Origin of the sequence: uncultured Bifidobacterium sp. (assembly GCF_959020155.1) — a bacterium.
Lineage (GTDB): Bacteria > Actinomycetota > Actinomycetes > Actinomycetales > Bifidobacteriaceae > Bifidobacterium.
Genome location: NZ_CAUERC010000006.1, coordinates 39,510 through 57,197, shown reverse-complemented (window position 1 = coordinate 57,197; position 17,688 = coordinate 39,510). Strand labels below are relative to the sequence as shown.

Annotated in this window: 15 protein-coding genes and 1 tRNA gene; 7 read left to right on the top strand and 9 right to left on the bottom strand. The window is 59.8% G+C overall.

The window, feature by feature from the left end; translation table 11 throughout:
• The first annotated feature begins 26 nt into the window (after positions 1-26).
• Entirely contained in the window at positions 27-1,115 is a 1,089-nt protein-coding gene (locus Q5H31_RS03355) for an alpha/beta hydrolase (protein ID WP_021913898.1), read from the top strand.
• A 73-nt stretch (positions 1,116-1,188) separates the two neighbouring features.
• Here the strand turns inward: Q5H31_RS03355 and Q5H31_RS03350 are convergent, their stop codons facing one another.
• The 3 genes from Q5H31_RS03350 to metG all read right to left on the bottom strand — a co-directional run bounded on the left by Q5H31_RS03350 (position 1,189) and on the right by metG (position 7,612).
• Complete coding sequence (locus Q5H31_RS03350; RefSeq protein ID WP_003811204.1) at positions 1,189-2,691, bottom strand: sugar porter family MFS transporter; 1,503 nt, start codon at positions 2,689-2,691, stop codon at positions 1,189-1,191.
• Between the two features lie 684 nt (positions 2,692-3,375).
• On the bottom strand, positions 3,376-5,523 hold the full coding sequence (locus Q5H31_RS03345) for a glycoside hydrolase family 2 protein (protein WP_302457497.1): 2,148 nt from the start codon (positions 5,521-5,523) through the stop codon (positions 3,376-3,378).
• A 226-nt stretch (positions 5,524-5,749) separates the two neighbouring features.
• Positions 5,750-7,612, bottom strand: coding sequence for a methionine--tRNA ligase (gene metG / locus Q5H31_RS03340; protein ID WP_080863317.1), 1,863 nt, complete (start codon positions 7,610-7,612; stop codon positions 5,750-5,752).
• A 50-nt stretch (positions 7,613-7,662) separates the two neighbouring features.
• On the opposite strand from metG, the gene Q5H31_RS03335 reads away from it, so the two are divergent.
• Both Q5H31_RS03335 and Q5H31_RS03330 read left to right on the top strand, forming a co-directional pair.
• Complete coding sequence (locus tag Q5H31_RS03335; RefSeq protein ID WP_229081109.1) at positions 7,663-8,394, top strand: hypothetical protein; 732 nt, start codon at positions 7,663-7,665, stop codon at positions 8,392-8,394.
• Positions 8,391-8,891: a hypothetical protein gene (locus tag Q5H31_RS03330; protein WP_033500158.1), complete on the top strand. Its 501-nt coding sequence runs from the start codon at positions 8,391-8,393 to the stop codon at positions 8,889-8,891. The genes Q5H31_RS03335 and Q5H31_RS03330 overlap by 4 nt, the downstream gene beginning before the upstream one ends.
• On the opposite strand, the gene rsmI is transcribed toward Q5H31_RS03330, so the two are convergent.
• Positions 8,861-9,922, bottom strand: a complete 1,062-nt coding sequence (gene rsmI / locus Q5H31_RS03325) for a 16S rRNA (cytidine(1402)-2'-O)-methyltransferase (protein WP_117320275.1) — start codon at positions 9,920-9,922, stop codon at positions 8,861-8,863. The genes Q5H31_RS03330 and rsmI overlap by 31 nt on opposite strands.
• A 284-nt stretch (positions 9,923-10,206) precedes the next feature.
• On the opposite strand from rsmI, the gene Q5H31_RS03320 reads away from it, so the two are divergent.
• Positions 10,207-11,076, top strand: coding sequence for an alpha/beta hydrolase (locus Q5H31_RS03320; protein WP_302457496.1), 870 nt, complete (start codon positions 10,207-10,209; stop codon positions 11,074-11,076).
• A gap of 225 nt (positions 11,077-11,301) precedes the next feature.
• On the opposite strand, the gene Q5H31_RS03315 is transcribed toward Q5H31_RS03320, so the two are convergent.
• Entirely contained in the window at positions 11,302-11,451 is a 150-nt protein-coding gene (locus Q5H31_RS03315) for a hypothetical protein (RefSeq protein WP_003811226.1), read from the bottom strand.
• A 230-nt stretch (positions 11,452-11,681) separates the two neighbouring features.
• Here Q5H31_RS03315 and Q5H31_RS03310 point away from each other — a divergent pair, with 230 nt between their 5' ends.
• The 3 genes from Q5H31_RS03310 to Q5H31_RS03300 all read left to right on the top strand — a co-directional run bounded on the left by Q5H31_RS03310 (position 11,682) and on the right by Q5H31_RS03300 (position 14,254).
• The gene (locus Q5H31_RS03310) at positions 11,682-12,383 is read left to right on the top strand and encodes a DedA family protein (RefSeq protein WP_085379928.1); all 702 of its coding nucleotides are present in this window, start codon (positions 11,682-11,684) and stop codon (positions 12,381-12,383) included.
• A gap of 130 nt (positions 12,384-12,513) precedes the next feature.
• Positions 12,514-12,586 (top strand) — tRNA-Ala (locus Q5H31_RS03305).
• A gap of 426 nt (positions 12,587-13,012) precedes the next feature.
• A complete protein-coding gene (locus Q5H31_RS03300) occupies positions 13,013-14,254 on the top strand; it encodes an ATP-binding protein (protein WP_026647100.1) in 1,242 nt (413 codons plus the stop codon).
• Between the two features lie 70 nt (positions 14,255-14,324).
• Here the strand turns inward: Q5H31_RS03300 and Q5H31_RS03295 are convergent, their stop codons facing one another.
• From Q5H31_RS03295 to Q5H31_RS03280, 4 genes are all read right to left on the bottom strand, one after another.
• The gene (locus tag Q5H31_RS03295; protein WP_052252761.1) at positions 14,325-15,047 is read right to left on the bottom strand and encodes an HAD family phosphatase; all 723 of its coding nucleotides are present in this window, start codon (positions 15,045-15,047) and stop codon (positions 14,325-14,327) included.
• 363 nt (positions 15,048-15,410) lie between these two features.
• Complete coding sequence (locus tag Q5H31_RS03290; RefSeq protein WP_041777440.1) at positions 15,411-15,683, bottom strand: hypothetical protein; 273 nt, start codon at positions 15,681-15,683, stop codon at positions 15,411-15,413.
• A gap of 292 nt (positions 15,684-15,975) precedes the next feature.
• The gene (locus Q5H31_RS03285) at positions 15,976-16,584 is read right to left on the bottom strand and encodes a heat shock protein transcriptional repressor HspR (RefSeq protein WP_118235228.1); all 609 of its coding nucleotides are present in this window, start codon (positions 16,582-16,584) and stop codon (positions 15,976-15,978) included.
• A gap of 5 nt (positions 16,585-16,589) precedes the next feature.
• Positions 16,590-17,615 (bottom strand): DnaJ C-terminal domain-containing protein, encoded by a 1,026-nt coding sequence (locus Q5H31_RS03280; protein WP_302457495.1) that lies wholly within the window; start codon positions 17,613-17,615, stop codon positions 16,590-16,592.
• Positions 17,616-17,688 lie beyond the last annotated feature (73 nt).

The window sequence follows — 17,688 nt, the reverse complement described above, 5'->3', positions numbered from 1 at the left end:
CGCACGTCGAGGAAAGGACGGCAAGGATGACGGACTTGGAGCGCATCCGCGCGAAGTTCGCTGCGGAATATGGCCTGTCGGAGGACATGCTCAGGAACGCGGAACGTTGGACGGAGACCACGGGCGACCTCGAAGGGGTTCCCGAGAACCTGCTGCCGGGCATTCTGGGAATGCGATTTGGCGCGATCGCCATCGATACGCCGCGTTCCGAACGCTGGAGCACGCCGGAAGACATCGATGTAATCGCCGACCTCGCCTACCTGCCGGATGGCGGGTACGATACGGCCGCGGGAGCGTGCCGCGGCCATTTGCTCGACCTGTATCTGCCGCATGACGCGGTATTGCGCGGTGGGCACACCCTGCCGGTGTACATCGATATCCATGGCGGCGGATTCACTTACGGATACAAGGAGCTGAACCGGAATTTCAACGTGCATCTCGCGGAACAGGGCTTCGCGGTGTTTTCATTGAACTATCGTCCGGCGCCGCAGACCGACTTGCGTGGGCAATTGGCCGATATCCAGGCGGCATTGCGTTGGATCGCAGCCCATATGGCCGATTATCCGGTCAATCCGAACGCGGTGTTCCTCACCGGCGATTCCGCAGGTGGCGCGTTGACGCTACTGACCTTGGCCATTGAAAACAATGCGGAAGCCGCGGCTGCGTTTGGCGTCGACAAGCCGTCCGGCATCCGATTCGCGGGTGCCGCTCCGGTGTGCGGCGCGTACAGTTCGGCGTCGTTGGAGACCATGGGCCGCAAGCTGACGGTCGGGTATGACCCGAACCGCCGTATCGGTCTTGAGCAGATGTTGGGCGTCGATTTCTTTGCGGGGCTCGAAGCCGCCGATCCGAAGTTCCTCACCGCTGAGGGTCTGGCGTTCAACGTCGATCTGCCACCCTTGCTCATCATCACCTGCGGCGACGATTTCCTTGAAGCCGACAATCTGGCGTTGGCCGCCGCCTTGTCGCGCAAAGGCGCCGATTTTGAATTGTTCGACCCGAAGCCGCGCCGCCATGAGACGTTGGGGCATGTGTTCGTCATCGGCATGCCATGGCTTGAGGAAAGCCGGGAATGCCTTGATCGAATCCGCCGCTTCTCATACGAACGCTGTTGAATAACGTGAATGGGGTGAATACTCCTCCGGAGTGCCCGCCCCATTCAATGGCCGTCGATGCCGCGACGCCGTATCAGCGGCGGACCATTTCCTCTTCGATCTGTTCGAGCGACTTGCCCTTGGTCTCAGGCACGAAACGCAGCACGAACGGGATGGACAGCGCGGAGAACACGCCAAAGATGGTGAACGGGCCGCCGACGTTGTTGCCGAACATGGCCAGCAACATGAGGAAGAACTGGGAGACCACGAAATTGCCCAGCCAGTTGGCAGCGGAACCGAAGGAGCTGCCGATGCCGCGCACGCTCAACGGGAAGATCTCGCCGATGAGCACCCATGCGATCGGACCCCATGACAGCGCGAAGCCGAGGATATAGCAGGCGATCAGCACCATGGTCGGCACGGCCAGCGTGGCCACATCGCCGGTGAAGTTAAGCACGGCCAGCACCGCGAGGGCGATGGTCATCGTCACCGATCCGAAGATCAGCAGCTTCTTGCGGGGGAATTTGTCCATGATAAGCGTGGCCGCGATAGTGGCCACGAAGTTGACCACGCCAATGCCGACCGACACCCAGATGGCATGGTTTTCGGGGAATCCGAAGCCTTTGATGAACACCTGCGGCAGGAAATAGATCACGGAGTTGATGCCGACGAGCTGCTGGAACAGCATGATGCCGATCGCGGCGACGAGCGCAGGACGGGCGATACGGAACAGCTCGCGGACACCGCCCTTGGTGTTCTGCGCGGCGACGGCCTTGATCTCGTCGAGCTCGAGCTGCACCTGCGTCTGATCGACGTCCTTGCGAATAAGGGTAAGTACTTTGAACGCCTCACGATCCTTGCCTCGACTCACCAGATATCGCGGCGATTCCGGCAGCAGCAGGCCGCCGATCAGCAGCAGGGCCGCCGGCACGAGCGCCGACCCCAGCATCCACCGCCAATCGCGGATGCCGGCGATATTGTGGCCGAGGAAGCCGAGATTGGACGCGTATGCCAGCAGGATGCCGAAAGTGATCATCAGCTGGAATAGCGTGGACAGCGATCCACGACGTTCCTTCGGCGCAAGCTCGGCAAGATATGCCGGAGTCAGCGAGGAGGCCGCGCCGACGGCGAGACCGAGGATGATGCGGGCCACGACCATCATCAGGAATCCCGTGGATCCCGCGCACATGCCCGAACCGAGCAGGAACAGTATCGCCGCCAGAATCAGCAGCTTCTTGCGGCCGAAACGATCGGACAGCGCGCCGATGGACAGGGCTCCCGCGCAGGAACCGATCAACACGGATGATGTGATGAACCCGGTCTGAGCCACGGACAGGCCGAAATCGGATTCGATGAGCGGCGAGGCTCCGGAGATGATGCCGGTGTCGAAGCCGAACAGCATGCCTCCCAGCGCGCCGAACGTGAAGATGAACGCGCTGTTGAGCGGGAAACGTGTGGAAACGCCACGCCCCACCTCCCGCTCGACGGCGTCGATCGTCGCGCCGACCTCATGGATGCCGGCTTCCACCGCACCTTCGGCGTCGTGTACTGGATTGGACGTCTGCACCGCAGTCATGATTCCACCTTCCATTCCCATCGATCCTCATCGATATGAGATGCAGCAATCGCAGCAAACAAAAAAGACCTGGAACGACGTATAGTGACGTCGTTCCAGGTCTTGCCTCGCATTGAGTAGCAACCCTGCCGCGCTTGTATGCTGCGTATATTGCATTCAAGTGTAGGTCATGGCGGCATGCGACACTCCGATTTTTTAGAAAACGTTTACCGGTTATTTTTCAGTGCAGGAAAGCGTGAAGCACAGGCCAGCGGCACATGCTTTTCCCTCGTGCGGAGAGCCTCCTCGGATATCCACGAGCAAGCGGACCGAATCAAGCCGTCAACCATCCACAAGCAAGACGGCAAAAAGAAAGCCGGCGGAGAGAAAGCCGCCGGCTGAGAGAGAAGAGAGAAGAAGGGTTCAGTTATGGGATTCCAAAGGAATCTCGCCAACAGCCGCAACCGTTGACATGGTCTATATAACCGCCCGACCCTTGGAGGAACGATGTGCGTTCCTGTCAATTCCCTGAGAATTTCGTAGCGGAAATGTCACGACGGTGCGAATTCGGGGGTTTATCCCACTGAATATCGCCCCAACGGCCTTCCTGCAGCTTGTTCAGCGCGGCAACAGACGATTGCACGGCATCTGCCGACACCGTCATGAAACGCCGCTATACAACACCGCCGCTCAACGACGCCGTACACTCACACGCAATCGTGCGTCTCACTCAGCGAATTTGTCGACGCGGCGATCGTAGGTCAGCAGGCCGTTGAGCTCTTCCTCCACGTCGGAAACCTGCGTATACACGTATCCCGCAAGTCCGCGCGATTCCAGTGCGGCCGCGGAGGCGAGCACGGAACGCACGGCGGCCCGCCAATCGTCGATCGAATCGTATTCACCGTAACCGTAGGCGCGCGACACCGCCGCATGCTCCGGTACGAGCTGCGCCAATCCGCCGAATTCCGAAATCACGAACGCGCGTACGCCGTGTCGTGCGACCGGCAGCACCACGTAATGCGCGGTCCTGCGGCGACGGCGGTGCTTCTTCTCGAATTCGGCCACGTATCCGCGCAACGGACCCTTGTCCGGGTAGATTTCCAGCGGACGGAAATAGTTGTGCACGCTGTGGCAATCGCCGCAATGCTGGTCGTACCAGCCGCTGGTCGCGTCAATCGGACGGGTCGGGTCGAGCGCGTGGATGCGTTCGGCTGCGTCGCACGCGTCGAATTGGCCCCAGCCTTCGTTGAACAGCGTCCACGTCACGATGGAGGGGTGCCCGCCGAGCATGTGCACCATCGCGTCGCACGTACGCGACCAATCGCGCCGGTAGATCGGGTCGTCCGCGCCGAGCGCCGTGAAATGTTTGGCGGTGTCGTCGCGGAATTTGTTCCATGTGGAGCGGATGAGCGTCGGCTTACGATTCGTGGTCCACGCATTGTATTCGCCGTCCGTGCCGCCGCCGGACACCGCGTCCTGCCAGACGAGCATGCCGAGGCGGTCGCAATGGTAGTACCAGCGGGCCGACTCGATTTTGATGTGCTTGCGCAGCATGTTGAAGCCGGCGTTTTTCATGGCCGTGATGTCATGCGTCAGCGCCTCGTCGTCGGGCGCGGTCATGAGGCCGTCCGGCCAGTAGCCTTGGTCAAGCACGCCTTTGACGAAGAGCGGCTTGCCGTTGAGATGGAAGCGCGCTACCCCCTTCGTATCCGGTTTGATTTCGACGGAACGGAACGCGCAGTAGGAACTTACGACATCCATCGGCTGCGACCACGCGACCACCGCATCACCCGCCGTTTCCGCGGGTTTCGCCGACCCGTATCGCAATTCGGCCCGCACGTCATACAGATACGGATCGGCCGGCGACCACAGATGTTCGGCAGCTGTTGCGATTTCCGCACGCACCTTGCGCACGCCCGCCGGCAGCGTCTCATCCGCCACCACCGTGCCGTCCGCAGGGTCGGTGACGACGATGTGCAGTTTCGCGTTCGGCTTGTCGCCGCCGATTTCCGCACGGACGAACAACTTGCCGTCGAATGCCCCCTTGAGTGTCAGCGTGCGCAGGTAGGCTTCCGGCACGATTTCCAGCCAGACGCTTTGCCAAATGCCGCTTTGCGCGGTGTACCAGATGCCTTCGCGCTCGATTTTCTGCTTGCCGCGCAACTGCGTGCCCGAATCGTTCGGATCGTAGACGCACAGCGCGATTTCAAACGCGTCATCAGGGTCGATAAATGCCGAAATATCGACGTCGAACGGCAGGTAACCGCCGACGTGCATGCCCGCGAGCTGGCCGTTGACATAGCAGGCGCAGACATAATCGACCGCTTCGAAATGCAGGATGAGGCGATTCGCGTCGCCGATTTGCCGGACCGTTTCCTCTCCGCCGAGCGTGACGGGATGCACGACGGTGCGGTACCACAGCAGGTTGTCGGGGTAAATGGTCTGGTGCACGCCGGACAGCGCGGATTCCGGCGAGAACGGTACGAGGATCTTGCCGTCGAACGTTTGCGGAATGGCGGTTTCCTTGACTGCGCGGACCGCTTCGTCGCGGGTCAGCATCGCCGCCGTTTTGCGCCATTTCGGCGCGGTTTCGTCTTCCGGAATGGACGCGATCGCGTAATCCCACCAGCCATTGAGCATGGTGCAGTTGTCGCGTACCATGGTCGGGCGCGGGTGCTCGCCGAGTATGGGGGTACGACCCTCGTCCAGCGTGCGTTCGCCTTCCTCGGCGGGATTGAACGCCTTGTTGCCGGCGCGCGCGGACAGCCATTCATGGTCGATTCGTTCACCCCACGGTGTCCACAACTGCTGCAGCGGCTCACGGGAACGCATTTTCGTAGGCGCGGCCTTCAGTACGCGTTTGATATCCAGCATAAAGCGCCCCTTCCTGCAGCCTTGCATATCTCCGCTCTCATTGTAAATGGCGGTCGCGTTAAATGGCAGATGAATGGCAAGCGATTTTTGCAGGAAAGTGCGCGAATGTGCCGGAAGGCATAGGAAAGCAGAAGAATGGCGATTCAAAAGCCACGCGATATGTCACGATTTGAAAAAGTGCTGTAATTTTCAAATCGTGACACATGTAGGGGGTTGCGTGTTGAAATCAGCCTTCGAGCTTGGCCTTTTCGGCGGCGAGACGGGCGGCCTCGGCTTCGCGGCGGGCCTTCAGCTCGGTATCGAAGCGGGCGAGCTCCTCTTCGACGGCCTCCGGCGGAATCTTCGCGAAGATCGGATGCGGCTTCGGCACCGGAGTTCCGGCCACGATCGGCTCGGACTGCCACGGATGCACGGTCTTGCCGAGCTCGTAGTCGCCGGTGATGATCGGGTAGGTGAAGCCCGGCTTGTCGAGATCCTCAACCTCTTCCAGATGAGGCAGCGGCGAGAAGACGCCGGTTCCGCCGAGGGCCTCCCACACCTTCTGTGCGGAGTGCGGCAGGAACGGGGCCAGCAGGTGGTTGGCGTCGGACACGGCCTGGGCGGCGGTGTGCAGCACGGTGCCGAGGCGGGCCGGATTGTCCTTGATCTTCCACGGTTCGGTGGCGGAGATGTACTTGTTGATGTCGCCGACCACGCGCATCGCTTCGGACAGCGCGTTCTTCTGGCGGTGGTTTTCGATGAGTCCGCCGACGGTTTCGAACGCGGCCTTGGTTTCGGCCAGCAGCGCACGGTCCTCGTCGGTGGCGGAAGCCTCGTCGAACGCCGGAATCTCGCCGAAGTTCTTGTTGATGAGGTTGGCCACGCGGTTCACCAGGTTGCCCCAGGATGCGGCGAGCTCCTCATTGTTGTGGCGCACGAACTCGGCCCAAGTGAAGTCGGAATCGGAGCTTTCCGGTCCGGCCACGGAGATGTAGTAACGCACGGCGTCCACGGGGTAACGGGCGAGGATGTCCTTCACGTAGATGACGATGCCGCGGGAGGACGAGAACTTCTTGCCTTCCATGGTCATGAACTCGGAGGCCACGACCTGCTCCGGCATGTTCAGCGGACCGAGCTTGCCGGTTTCGCCGCCCTTGGAGCCCTGGCCGTTGTAGGCCAGCATTTCGGACGGCCAGATCTGGGAGTGGAACGTGATGTTGTCCTTGCCCATGAAGTAGTAGCCCGGGGTGGTCGGATCGTTCCACCATGCGCGCCATGCCTCCGGGTCGCCCTTGCGGCGGGCCCATTCGATGGATGCGGACAAGTAGCCGATCACAGCGTCGAACCACACGTACAGCTTCTTGTTCGGGTTGTCGATCCAGCCCTTGACCGGCACCGGAATGCCCCAGTCGATGTCACGCGTGATGGCGCGCGGCTTGACTTCCTTGAACAGGCCGATGGAGAAGTTGATGACGTTGGTGCGCCAGCCTTCGCGGGTCTTGAGCCACGCGAGATTGGCTTCGGCGAGCGCCGGCAGGTCGAGGAAGAAGTGTTCGGTTTCCTCGAAGCGCGGGGTTTCGCCGTTGATCTTGGATACGGGGTTGAGCAGCTCGTCCGGGTCGAGTTCGTTGCCGCAGGCGTCGCACTGGTCGCCACGGGCTCCGTCGGCGCCGCAGATCGGGCAGGTGCCTTCGATGTAGCGGTCCGGCAGGGTGCGTCCGGTGGACGGGGAGATGGCGACTTTCTGGGTGCCCTTGTAGATGTAGCCGTTTTCGAGGCACTGTTTGAACAGTTCCTGCACGACCTTTTCGTGATTGCCGGTGGTGGTGCGGGTGAACAGATCGTAGCTCAGGCCGAGATCGCATAGGTCCTTGGCGATCACGCGGTTGTAGCGGTTGGCGAGCTCCTGCGCGCTCACGCCTTCCTTGTCGGCTTCCACCAGGATTGGGGTGCCGTGCTCGTCGGTGCCGGACACCATCAGCACGTCATTGCCCTTCATGCGCTCGTAGCGCGCGTACACGTCGGACGGCACGCCGAAGCCGGCGACGTGGCCGATATGACGGGGGCCGTTGGCATACGGCCATGCAACATTCACCAAAATATGACTCATGGTGCCCGATTATACAAAGCGCCATATCCCGTGTTTTCGGCGCATTCCGATTGGCGGAAGACGGGCGGATGGGGTCGATGACGTTCTCGCAGACCGGCCTGCATCAGGCTACGGTAGTCCACAAGGTTATCCACATTGTTGTATCACGCAACAATCATCGTCCACTTATCCACTTTTTTCGCGAAGCCGGTGGCACGCCGCTTTCCGTATCAGCTACGGTACCCCGCATGGATACCTCCCCTCCCCTTTTGGGCGACGCCGACCTGCCCGGCCCCATTTGTTTGAATCGTTTGCATTCCCTAGGCGTGGTATGCAAACTTGACAACGACAACGCCTACTCGTATCACGATTCGCGCACGCTGTACGGCCGCGCCAGCATCATCTCAACGCTGATGCCGAGTCGTTCCGTGGCGTGCGCCGGCACCGCTGCGTGGGTGTGGTTGGGTGGCATGTTTCCCAACACGATCGACATCATTTCAAAAGCGCATTACCGAACGGCGAGGTACGGTCGCAAAGTCAGCGTTTTCAACCGACAGGCGCCCGACGAACATGTCACCGACGTCGGCCCGATCACCGTCACCACGCCCACACGAACCGCATGCGACCTTGCCATGAACTGCACTCCGGAAACGCAGTCGCCGGTCACGGAAATCGTATGCATGCTCATGCAGGAATTCCGGTTCCGCCCCGACGATTGCCTGCAGGTCATGCAGGAGGCCACCCATATTCGCAACGCGCCACGGGCACGCCAGTTTTTCCGGACGATTGACGGAAAGCAGTGACGGATATGCGCGAATCGCAACGGCCGTCGGAAAAACCACGGCAGACGAGACAGACGCGGCAAGCGTCGGCACAGTCGCGGCGCACGGCAAGCAAGAGATATGAAGAGCGCGCGAAACGTAGCAAACGTCATGGGCAACGACATGAACAGCATGGACACCATGGCAAACGCCACGAACGACGTCGCGCGCCGCCGAAATATCAGCCGCACGCGCGGCAGCGGGCATTGGTCGAACCGCCTGCGCCGCCGATCGAATTGACGCCGTTGGTGGCGTGCAGCGCCGACACCGCGCAAGATGTGCTGTGGCATATCGCGGAATATGCGCCGCGATTGCGCAAGTGGCTGGTCGCCAATCCTTCGGCGACACCGGCGATGCTGGAATATCTTGCGCAGGTCGGCGGGCCAGGTGTTCCCGAAGCGCTGCGGATATTGCTGAAATCATTGGAAATGAACGGTTCCGGAAGCGATCAGCCCTTCATCGCAAGCACGGCATTGTAGACCTGCTTGCGATTGGCGAGCGAGCCGTCAGACAGCGGATGTTCGGCGACGACCCGTGAAATCGCGTCCTTGATACGCAGGTTGTCTTCCTGCGCGCGGTCGACTGACAGCACCGCCAGATCCTCGATGGACAGCGTTGCGGGCGCGGCAGCGTCGGCCTCCTCCTCGGAAGCGCCGGCGATGACGAGCACCATTTCGCCACGCGGCGGATCGTCGACGACGCTTTGGCGGATTTCGGCGATGGTTCCGCGGCGGATCTGCTCGTAATCCTTGGTCAGCTCGCGACACAACGCCATTTTGCGATTCGGTCCGAGCACGTCGAGCAGGTCGGCCATGGATTCGTCGATGCGGTGCAGGGTTTCGTAGAAGACGATGGTGCGACGTTCCGATTTGAGCGCGCGCAGGTGCTGCACACGTTCGCTGTGCTTGCGCGGCAGGAAGCCTTCGTAGCAGAAGCGGTCGGTCGGCAGGCCGGACAGGCACAGCGCGTCGAGCACGGCGGACGGGCCGGGAGCGCAGGTGACGGGCAGGCCGCGTTCGATGGCGCGGCGGACGATCGCCAGTCCCGGATCGTTGATGGTGGGCATGCCCGCGTCGGATACGACGAGCACGGTGGCGCCTTGTTCGACCTGGTCGAGCAGGCCGTCGGCCTTGTCGCGTTCGTTGTGGTCGTGGTAGGCGATGACGCGGCCGGGCACGCGGATGCCGAGGCGGTTCGCGAGCGCGTATAGGCGGCGCGTATCCTCGGCTGCCACGATGTCGGCGCCTTCCATGAGGGCGATCAGGCGGGCGGACGCGTCTCCGGTGTTGCCGATCGGCGTGGCGGCGAGCACGACCGTTCCGCGCGGAATGTTGACGTCGGCGACCAGTCCGTCGGGCCCGAATTCGGCACGTTCCGTGGCTTGCGCGGTTTCCTCGGCATTTTCCGCGTTCTCGCCGATTTCGGCAATCTGACCAATATTTGTTTTCACGGTTTGTTTCACGGCGTTACCAGCCTTCTCGGCATCAGTCTGTTCGCTCAAGTTCTCCATATTTCCAGTATCGCCCACAGCGTCCCCAAACCATCAGCTCCCGCCATTTCTCCGCCTTTCGCAACCAACCAATCGAAACCCGACCAAACCACCGACGACGCCACACGTCCTCACCGGTAAATCAAAATGCACCCCTCACACATCCGGGTTTCCACCCGCCACGCATTCGGATTTTTCTTCGTACAACATTCGGATTTTCCTTTGCGTAGGATTCGGATTTTCTCAGACGGGGGTGAGACGACGATTCAACACGACTTTGGACATGCCATCGATAGCATGGAATCATGCGTTATTTTGAAGATGAAATTTCCGGAATCGACGGCAGCACGGCCACGTTCGTCGGCTACTGCCTTGACAACAGCAGCGAAATCGACCCGAATCGCAAGCGCCCGTCCGTGCTGGTGATTCCCGGCGGCGGCTACGAAATGACGTCCGACCGCGAAGCCGAACCAATCGCCATGCAATTCCTTGCAGCCGGCTTCAACGCGTTCGTGCTGCGCTATTCCGTGAAACCGTCCATCTTCCCGGTCGCGTTGCTGGAAGCGGCTGAAGCGATGCGGCGGATTCGTACGCATGCCGACGAATGGCATTGCGATGCCGACGCGATCGCGATGATCGGCTTCTCCGCCGGCGGTCACCTTGCCGCCAATCTTGCGACTTCCGCCAGCGACGACGTGCTCGCGGCACATGGTTACGACGCGGATGCGGTGCGCCCGAACGGCCTGATGCTCGCCTACCCTGTGGTCACGTCCGGCCCGCTCGCCCACCGCGGCAGTTTCGATGCGCTGCTCGGCGACCGCAAGGCCGATCCGGAAGCGCTCGACGCGGTTTCGATCGAAAAGCATATCGACGCGAAGACGCCGCCGGTGTTCGTCTGGCATACCGTTCCGGACGATTGCGTGCCGTACGAGAACACGCTGATGCTCGTCGACGCTTGCAAGAAGGCGGGCGTGAGCGTCGAGGCGCACCTGTTCCCCAGCGGCGGCCACGGCCTGTCGCTCGGCACCGCCGAAACCGCATGGCAGGGGGTCAACGGCATCGAACCGTGCGTGCAGGTCTGGCCGGAACTTGCGATCGCGTGGATGCGTCGTACATTTGCGGATACCGACGCTGCCACGACCGGCTCTGCCACGACCGTCGCGATTGCCGAATAATCGCTATTCCTGCGTTTTTTCTGCGTCTTTTCACGTCTTTTTGTCGCACGACTTCGCTTTTCGGACCAAAAAACAAGTCGTGCGACATTTAATCGAGTAAAATACCCCCTAACCGGCATTTTCCGGGCGAAAACGGCACTTAGGGGGTATTCGGCGTCGCACGACTTGAAAATAACCGCCAAAAATCAAAGTCGTGCGACGTTTCGCGCCACCTAATCGCCAAAATCAGATGGGACGCGACTCGTGCACCATCTGACGATCGCCGTAATACAACGAGTTCAGGCCAGGATTCGCCGGCGTGCCCCACGCGGACGCCGGACGCGCCGGACGCACCGGACAGCCGCTGAGCACGCTGGACAGCTGCCGGACAACCATTGAACAACCACCGGGCACCACCGGCCGGACACCACCAACAAGCACGCGCCCATAGGCACATATTGACGATTTGTGCAGATTTGCCACCCGTCGTCGCACTGCGACGCACACTGCATAGACCCGTTGGTAGTCTGTGATTGGTTCGCAACGGCACATTCGTTGCGCACGATGGAAAAGCAAGCCACACGAACCGACCCCGCGCAACCGCGCAAAACCACACAGAGAGACCTATGAATATCATCAATTTCTTCGTCAACCTCATCAAGGACCCCCGTACCGCGATCGCCAGCTGGATTGCCATGGGCGTCGCGCCGACCCTCGGCTTCATTTTCCTTATCGTCTTCATTGAGACCGGCGTGGTGTTCTTCCCGTTCCTGCCGGGCGATTCGCTGCTGTTCGCGGCCGGCTTCTTCGCCGCCCCCGACGCACAGACCGGCGTGTCAGCGCTGCCGCTGTTCGCTCTGCTGCCGGTGGTCTGGTGCGCCCCGATCATCGGCGACCAGTGCAACTACTGGATCGGCCACTTCTTCGGACGTCGCATCATCGAATCCGGCAAAGTCAAGGCCATGACTCCGGAACGCATCGAAAAGACCGAGAAGATGATTGAGAAGTGGGGTCCGCTGGCTGTGTTCCTTGGCCGCTTCTTCCCGTTCATCCGCACGTTCATGCCGTTCATTTCCGGCATTTCCGGCATGCGCTGGAGCCGTTTCACGCCGTTCTCGGTGCTCGGCGGTCTGTGCTGGTCCACACTGTTCACGCTGCTCGGCTATTTCTTCGGCGGTATTCCGGCCGTGCAGAAGCATTTCGAATTGGTGATTATTGCGATTCTTGTGCTGTCGCTGATTCCGACGATCGTCGGCCTGCTCAAGGCCAAGTTCGGCAAGAAGAAGCCGGCTGCCGAGGACACTGCGGAAACCGCCGACGCCGAATAAGCAGCGTTCAATCGTCGTAAAAATATCGGCGAATACAACGCAAGCACAACACGCGGAGTGTGGAATTGCATTTTTCCACACTCCGTACTAATATTTCGAGAGTTGTCTTGCTAAACAAGGTGACGCACATGGGGCTGTAGCTCAGTTGGTAGAGCGCTTCGTTCGCATCGAAGAGGTCGCGGTTTCGACTACCGTCAGCTCCACGAAGCCCGCTGCATTCATTCCACCGCAGCGGGCTTTTTCTTTTGTTTTCCGCCGTTTCCGGCATTTCTTGCGATTCCCATACGCACTTTCCAGCGCTCTTCGCACCGTGCATACGCCCGTCCGCACGCACGCACCGCGCCGTCCGCACCGGCCACGCAAACGCAACCCAGCCGAATCGCCATACATGCCGACTTCTAAAAAGCCATTTAACGGGGTTATTTTCGCGATTTTTACGATTTTAACCCCGTTAAAATCGCATTTTTCGCAAAACCCGTACGATAGTCCACGTCAAACAGTCCACACAAACCCAAAAATACGTTAAACTAGCGTTTTAACGGGGTCATTTTTGCAATTTTCGCAATTTTGACCCCGTTAAACCACATCTCAGGGATTATCGGTATCTAAAAAGTCACAAGGAGCACCACATGAGCACCTATCGCAGAGAGCACTATTTGGCCAAGCTCCGTCCTTTCTACAACGATTCCGGTCTCATCAAAGTAATCACCGGCATCCGCAGATGCGGCAAATCCAGCCTGCTCATCACAGTTCTCAACGAGCTCTTTGAGCAGGGAATCCCTGAAACCAATCTCATCTACCTCAACCTCGATCGCCGCGAATACCGCAACGTAACCACTCCGGACCAACTCGATCAACTCATCGAACAAGCCATGTCGAATGCCTACGGTGCAGGACTGCGTTATCTGTTCATCGATGAAGTACAGAACGTGAAAGGCTTCGAAACCGTCATCAACGGCTGGCGGGAGGAAGGTAATTGCTCCATTTTCATCACTGGCTCAAATTCCTATCTGCTGTCCGGAGAGCTTGCCACGAAACTTACCGGCCGCTATATCAAGCTGGAAATGTTCACCCTTTCCTTTCAGGAATACCTCGGCATGCGGAATTTCCTAAACAAACCGGAAATTCCGGTATCGCAAGCCTTCCGCGACTATCTCACATACGGCGGGTTCCCGAAATCGCTGGAATATGACGATCCCGACGCAAAAGCCGCATATATTCAAGACGTCATCGGGCAGATCTTCAACAAGGACATCACCGCCCACAAAAAAGTACGCAATCGCGATACTTTCACCCGTGTGCAGGACTATCTCATCAATAATTTCGCAGCGCCCACGAATCTTTCCGGCATTATCGCGTATCTGAAACACAGCGAAGGCATCAGCATCAAACGCGAAACGCTTGCCAGCTACGTCCGTTTGCTGGAAAGCGCCAAAATCCTCTACAAGTGTCCTCGCTTCGATCTGAAATCCCGCAAGTCGCTCAGGGGCGGGGAAAAATACTATCTTGCCGATCCCGGTATCCGGTTCGCCCGTAATACCGATACGCGAGTCAGCTACGGTCCGTCACTGGAGAACGCGCTATATACGCATCTGCGGTCGAAAGGCTATGACGTCAGCGTCGGCACCATCGGCAAACTTGAATGTGACTTCATTGTCCGAAAGCGCAACCAGTACGCCTATATCCAAGTGTCTATGAGCGTTCAGGATCCGCAGGTCGAGGAACGCGAATATCGCCCGTTCAGCAAATTGGCGGACGGGTATCCGAAATACCTGTTCACATTGGATCCGCTACCATTGCAGCGCGACGGCGTACGTCACCTCAATCTCATGGAATTTCTGCAAAACGACGGCGATATCGACTTCGATTAAACATTAATAATGGCGATTATGTCGTGTGGCGCGCCGGTTGTGCAGACGCACCACACGCATTGCGGAGGCGTCAGGCGTTGCGGCGGCGGATGTAGGCGTCGAGCGTGGCGGCGGTGATGCCGTCGTAGCCGTTGATTGAGGCGAATTGCGGGCCGTTGGAATTGTCGATGCGCATGAAGCCGGTCTGGCCAAGCGTGGTGGCACCGGATGCGGCCGCGGAGCGCAGGCCGGACATGGAATCCTCCACCGCGATGCAATACTTCATGTCTTCGGGCGCGATGCCAAGCTTGCGGCCCGCCGCAAGATACGGTGCGGGCGACGGCTTCTTCTCGACATCGTCATCACCGCACACGTAACCGGCGAACGTGCCGTCCGGCGCCTGCGCGATCAGGTTTTCCGCCAGATGACGCGGCGATGTGGTGACAAGCATCGATGGCACGCCCGCCTCCTTCAGCGACAGCAGCACGTCCTCGACGCCATCGATCCACGGAATGCGTTCGAATTCCTTCTGCGCCACATAATCGATCATGCCCTTGCCGATTTCTTCGATCGACAGCTTGCAGCCGTGCTCCACCATGCGGCGGGCCACGTCCGGAACCGGCGTTCCGGAACCCTGCCAAGCGAGGTCCTCATCCCAGTATCCGCCGTGGTCGGCTGCGATTTTCAGCTCGCCTTCGTGCCAATACGGTTCGGAATCGATCAGCGTGCCGTCCATGTCCCAGAACACGGCTTTGAGCATCAGCTTCGAAACTTCCTGGGCGCCGTTCTGGATACCGTTGTTCAGCTCGGTCATTACGTTTCCTCGCAATCGTTACGCTTCGTTCTCCGATAGCTACATTCTTCGTCAGCTACGACCATTTCAGCAGAGCGGCACGACGGAAGCGCTTCAGCGCGCAGAAAAAACAGGACGGTTCCATCAAGCCGGTCCGCCAATCGGTTCATACCAATCGGCTCGCACCAATCGGTTCACGCAAACCGACTCATGCACAAGCCAATTCGCGCAAGCCAACGCAGCAACCAACCCATAGCAACGGAGGCACTTGGGAATCCCCCAAGTGCCTCCGCAACGAAAAACACATCCGACGAAATCGGTCGGTCGCAATCGCAGCAATCCGTCATAGACCCCTTTTAGACGAATCGCAAGACTTGCGTGCGACTACTCCTGAGCCTCCTGCTCCTGAGCGGCCTTCTCGGCATCCTCCGCCTTCCAGCGGGCGATGCAACGCTCGACGCGCTTGTAACCGATGATCTTCGGATCCAAGCCGGCCTCGCGGAAAATCGCGGCAGGCGAACCACCCTCGGCATACCTGCGCATGCAGTCGTCACGGAATTCCTTGGAATAGCGAATTCGATACTGAGTGACTGATTCCACAGCATCGAGAGACCCCAGGTATTTGCGGGTCTTTGCGGTGAACGCAACTCTTGGCACTGTACGCTCCTAACCTTTCTGTATCCACCGCATACCCTCCCCCGATTCTTCGCGGAAATAAGCAGTCATATTTCATCGAAGCTGTGGGCCAGTCGGAAGAAATACGAACTTCAATGCGGATACGTAACATTATTTCTCACAATAGAGACATCATTGCGAGACAGATGCGGCGTTATGAGTAGTTGCATACCAAAAATCGGGCATACCCCCGCGATATATGCCCGATTTTGCTGTTTTTTTAGATTTTTTTAGGGTTTTCCAGCGCTTTTCAGGAAAGTCAGCGAATGGGCTGTCAGCGAATTCCCCAAACTACCACTGACCTGGAACCCATATCGCCCCCCTCTTCCGCACGTTCCGCCCGTACGGATTCGCGCGACGGAAGCTGCCGTGCATCGGCTCGCAGCTGCCTGCGCCACATGCGCGCGCGCTGGGACCGCTCGACTTCCACGATGCCACCGTCCGCGTCCGCGGCGAACACGCTGGAACCGGCCGGCTTGCGCAGCCGCTCCACCTGGCGGCGCAGCTCGCGGTTCTCTTCCTCAAGTTCGAGGATGCGCGTGATTCCAGCCAGGTTGATGCCCTCTTCCTGGCTGAGTTGCTGCGCTTGCGCAAGACGGGAGATGTCGCGCAGCGAATAGCGCCGCGCGCCACCTTCCGTACGTTGCGGTACGACCAAGCCAAGGCGATCATACTGGCGCAGCGTCTGCGGATGCACGTTGGCGAGCTCGCCGGCCGCACCGACCGAGAAGACGGGCAGCTCGATGTCGAAACCGACTTCGGCGGCACCGTCCAGGTCGGCCCGGCCGGCCACGATCGCCATGGCGCACATTTCATACAGCCGCTTGATCTGCCGTGCGGCGCGCGCTTGGGAGGCTTGGGAAGTCCGCGATGAGCGTGCCATGGCGGTCAGCGCTCCCGAGCGAGCTCGTCGGCGAAGTCACCGCACGCCTTGTCGAATTCCTTCGCGGCATGCTTGGCAACGAGGTTCGGATGCTCCGGAATGCGGATCTCCACACGGCCGACCAAATCGCCGTTCTCGTGCGGATTGGCCACGCCCTTGCCCGAAATGCGCACTTCCGCGCCGCTGGACGAGCCGGCGGGCACTTTGAAGGTGATTTCGTTGCCGTCGATGTCCTTCGCCGTCACTTTCGCGCCGTTCACGGCTTGGCTGACGGTGATGGGCAGCGGCATGATGATGTCACGCCCGCGCAGGGTGAATTTCGGGTCTTCGGCGACGGTGATATGCAGGTACAGATCGCCGTTTTTGCCGCCATTGCGGCCCGGCTTGCCCTTACCGGTGAGACGGATCTTCTGCCCGTCGTGCACGCCGGCGGGGATGTGCGTCTTGAACTTCTTGCCGTCCGCGGACAGCGAAACCGTGGCTCCCTTGACGGCCTGGCGGAAGGTCAGGCGGATCTTGGAGTTGCGGTCCTCGCCGTTTTCCGGCTGCGGCTGCTCGTAATCGTCAGTGCCGTAGCGTTCGTAGGCGGAGCCTGCGCCCGGGCCGCCCGCACCGCCGCCGAACATCGAGAAGATGTCGTTGAGGTTCGGATTGCCGCCGCCATTGGTCTGGAAGCGGATACGCGAGCCGTTGCCGCCCATGCCTGCGCCGCCACCGAACATCGAGCCGAAGATGTCGGAGAACGCGCCCGCGTCGAAGCCGCCCTGGCCGGAACCGCCGGCGAAACGCGCGCCGCCCATGCCGAACTGGCGGATCGCATCGTATTTCTGACGATTCTCCTTGTTGCTCAGCACGTCGTACGCTTCGGAGATGTCCTTGAACTTCTCCTCCGCTTCCTTCGTCTTGTTCAGGTCGGGATGGTATTTGCGCGCCAGCTTGCGGTACGCTTTGGTGATTTCGGCGTCAGTGGCGTCTTTGGAGACACCGAGGACCTTATAGAAATCCTTGCTCAGCCATTCATTCTCAGCCATGATGTGCCTCCTTTCATGAGGTTTTCATGCAGTAAAAAGTACAGTTTTTCAAACTTTCAAACAGTTGTCGTTG

Coding starts and splice junctions, on each gene's coding strand:
- Q5H31_RS03350 (WP_003811204.1), bottom strand. CDS start 2,691: ATGGGAATGGAAGGTGGAATCATGACTGCGGTGCAGACGTCCAATCCA.
- Q5H31_RS03315 (WP_003811226.1), bottom strand. CDS start 11,451: ATGGTTGTCCGGCAGCTGTCCAGCGTGCTCAGCGGCTGTCCGGTGCGT.
- rsmI (WP_117320275.1), bottom strand. CDS start 9,922: ATGGAGAACTTGAGCGAACAGACTGATGCCGAGAAGGCTGGTAACGCC.
- Q5H31_RS03310 (WP_085379928.1), top strand. CDS start 11,682: ATGAATATCATCAATTTCTTCGTCAACCTCATCAAGGACCCCCGTACC.
- metG (WP_080863317.1), bottom strand. CDS start 7,612: ATGAGTCATATTTTGGTGAATGTTGCATGGCCGTATGCCAACGGCCCC.
- Q5H31_RS03285 (WP_118235228.1), bottom strand. CDS start 16,584: ATGGCACGCTCATCGCGGACTTCCCAAGCCTCCCAAGCGCGCGCCGCA.
- Q5H31_RS03345 (WP_302457497.1), bottom strand. CDS start 5,523: ATGCTGGATATCAAACGCGTACTGAAGGCCGCGCCTACGAAAATGCGT.
- Q5H31_RS03295 (WP_052252761.1), bottom strand. CDS start 15,047: ATGACCGAGCTGAACAACGGTATCCAGAACGGCGCCCAGGAAGTTTCG.
- Q5H31_RS03320 (WP_302457496.1), top strand. CDS start 10,207: ATGCGTTATTTTGAAGATGAAATTTCCGGAATCGACGGCAGCACGGCC.
- Q5H31_RS03280 (WP_302457495.1), bottom strand. CDS start 17,615: ATGGCTGAGAATGAATGGCTGAGCAAGGATTTCTATAAGGTCCTCGGT.
- Q5H31_RS03300 (WP_026647100.1), top strand. CDS start 13,013: ATGAGCACCTATCGCAGAGAGCACTATTTGGCCAAGCTCCGTCCTTTC.
- Q5H31_RS03355 (WP_021913898.1), top strand. CDS start 27: ATGACGGACTTGGAGCGCATCCGCGCGAAGTTCGCTGCGGAATATGGC.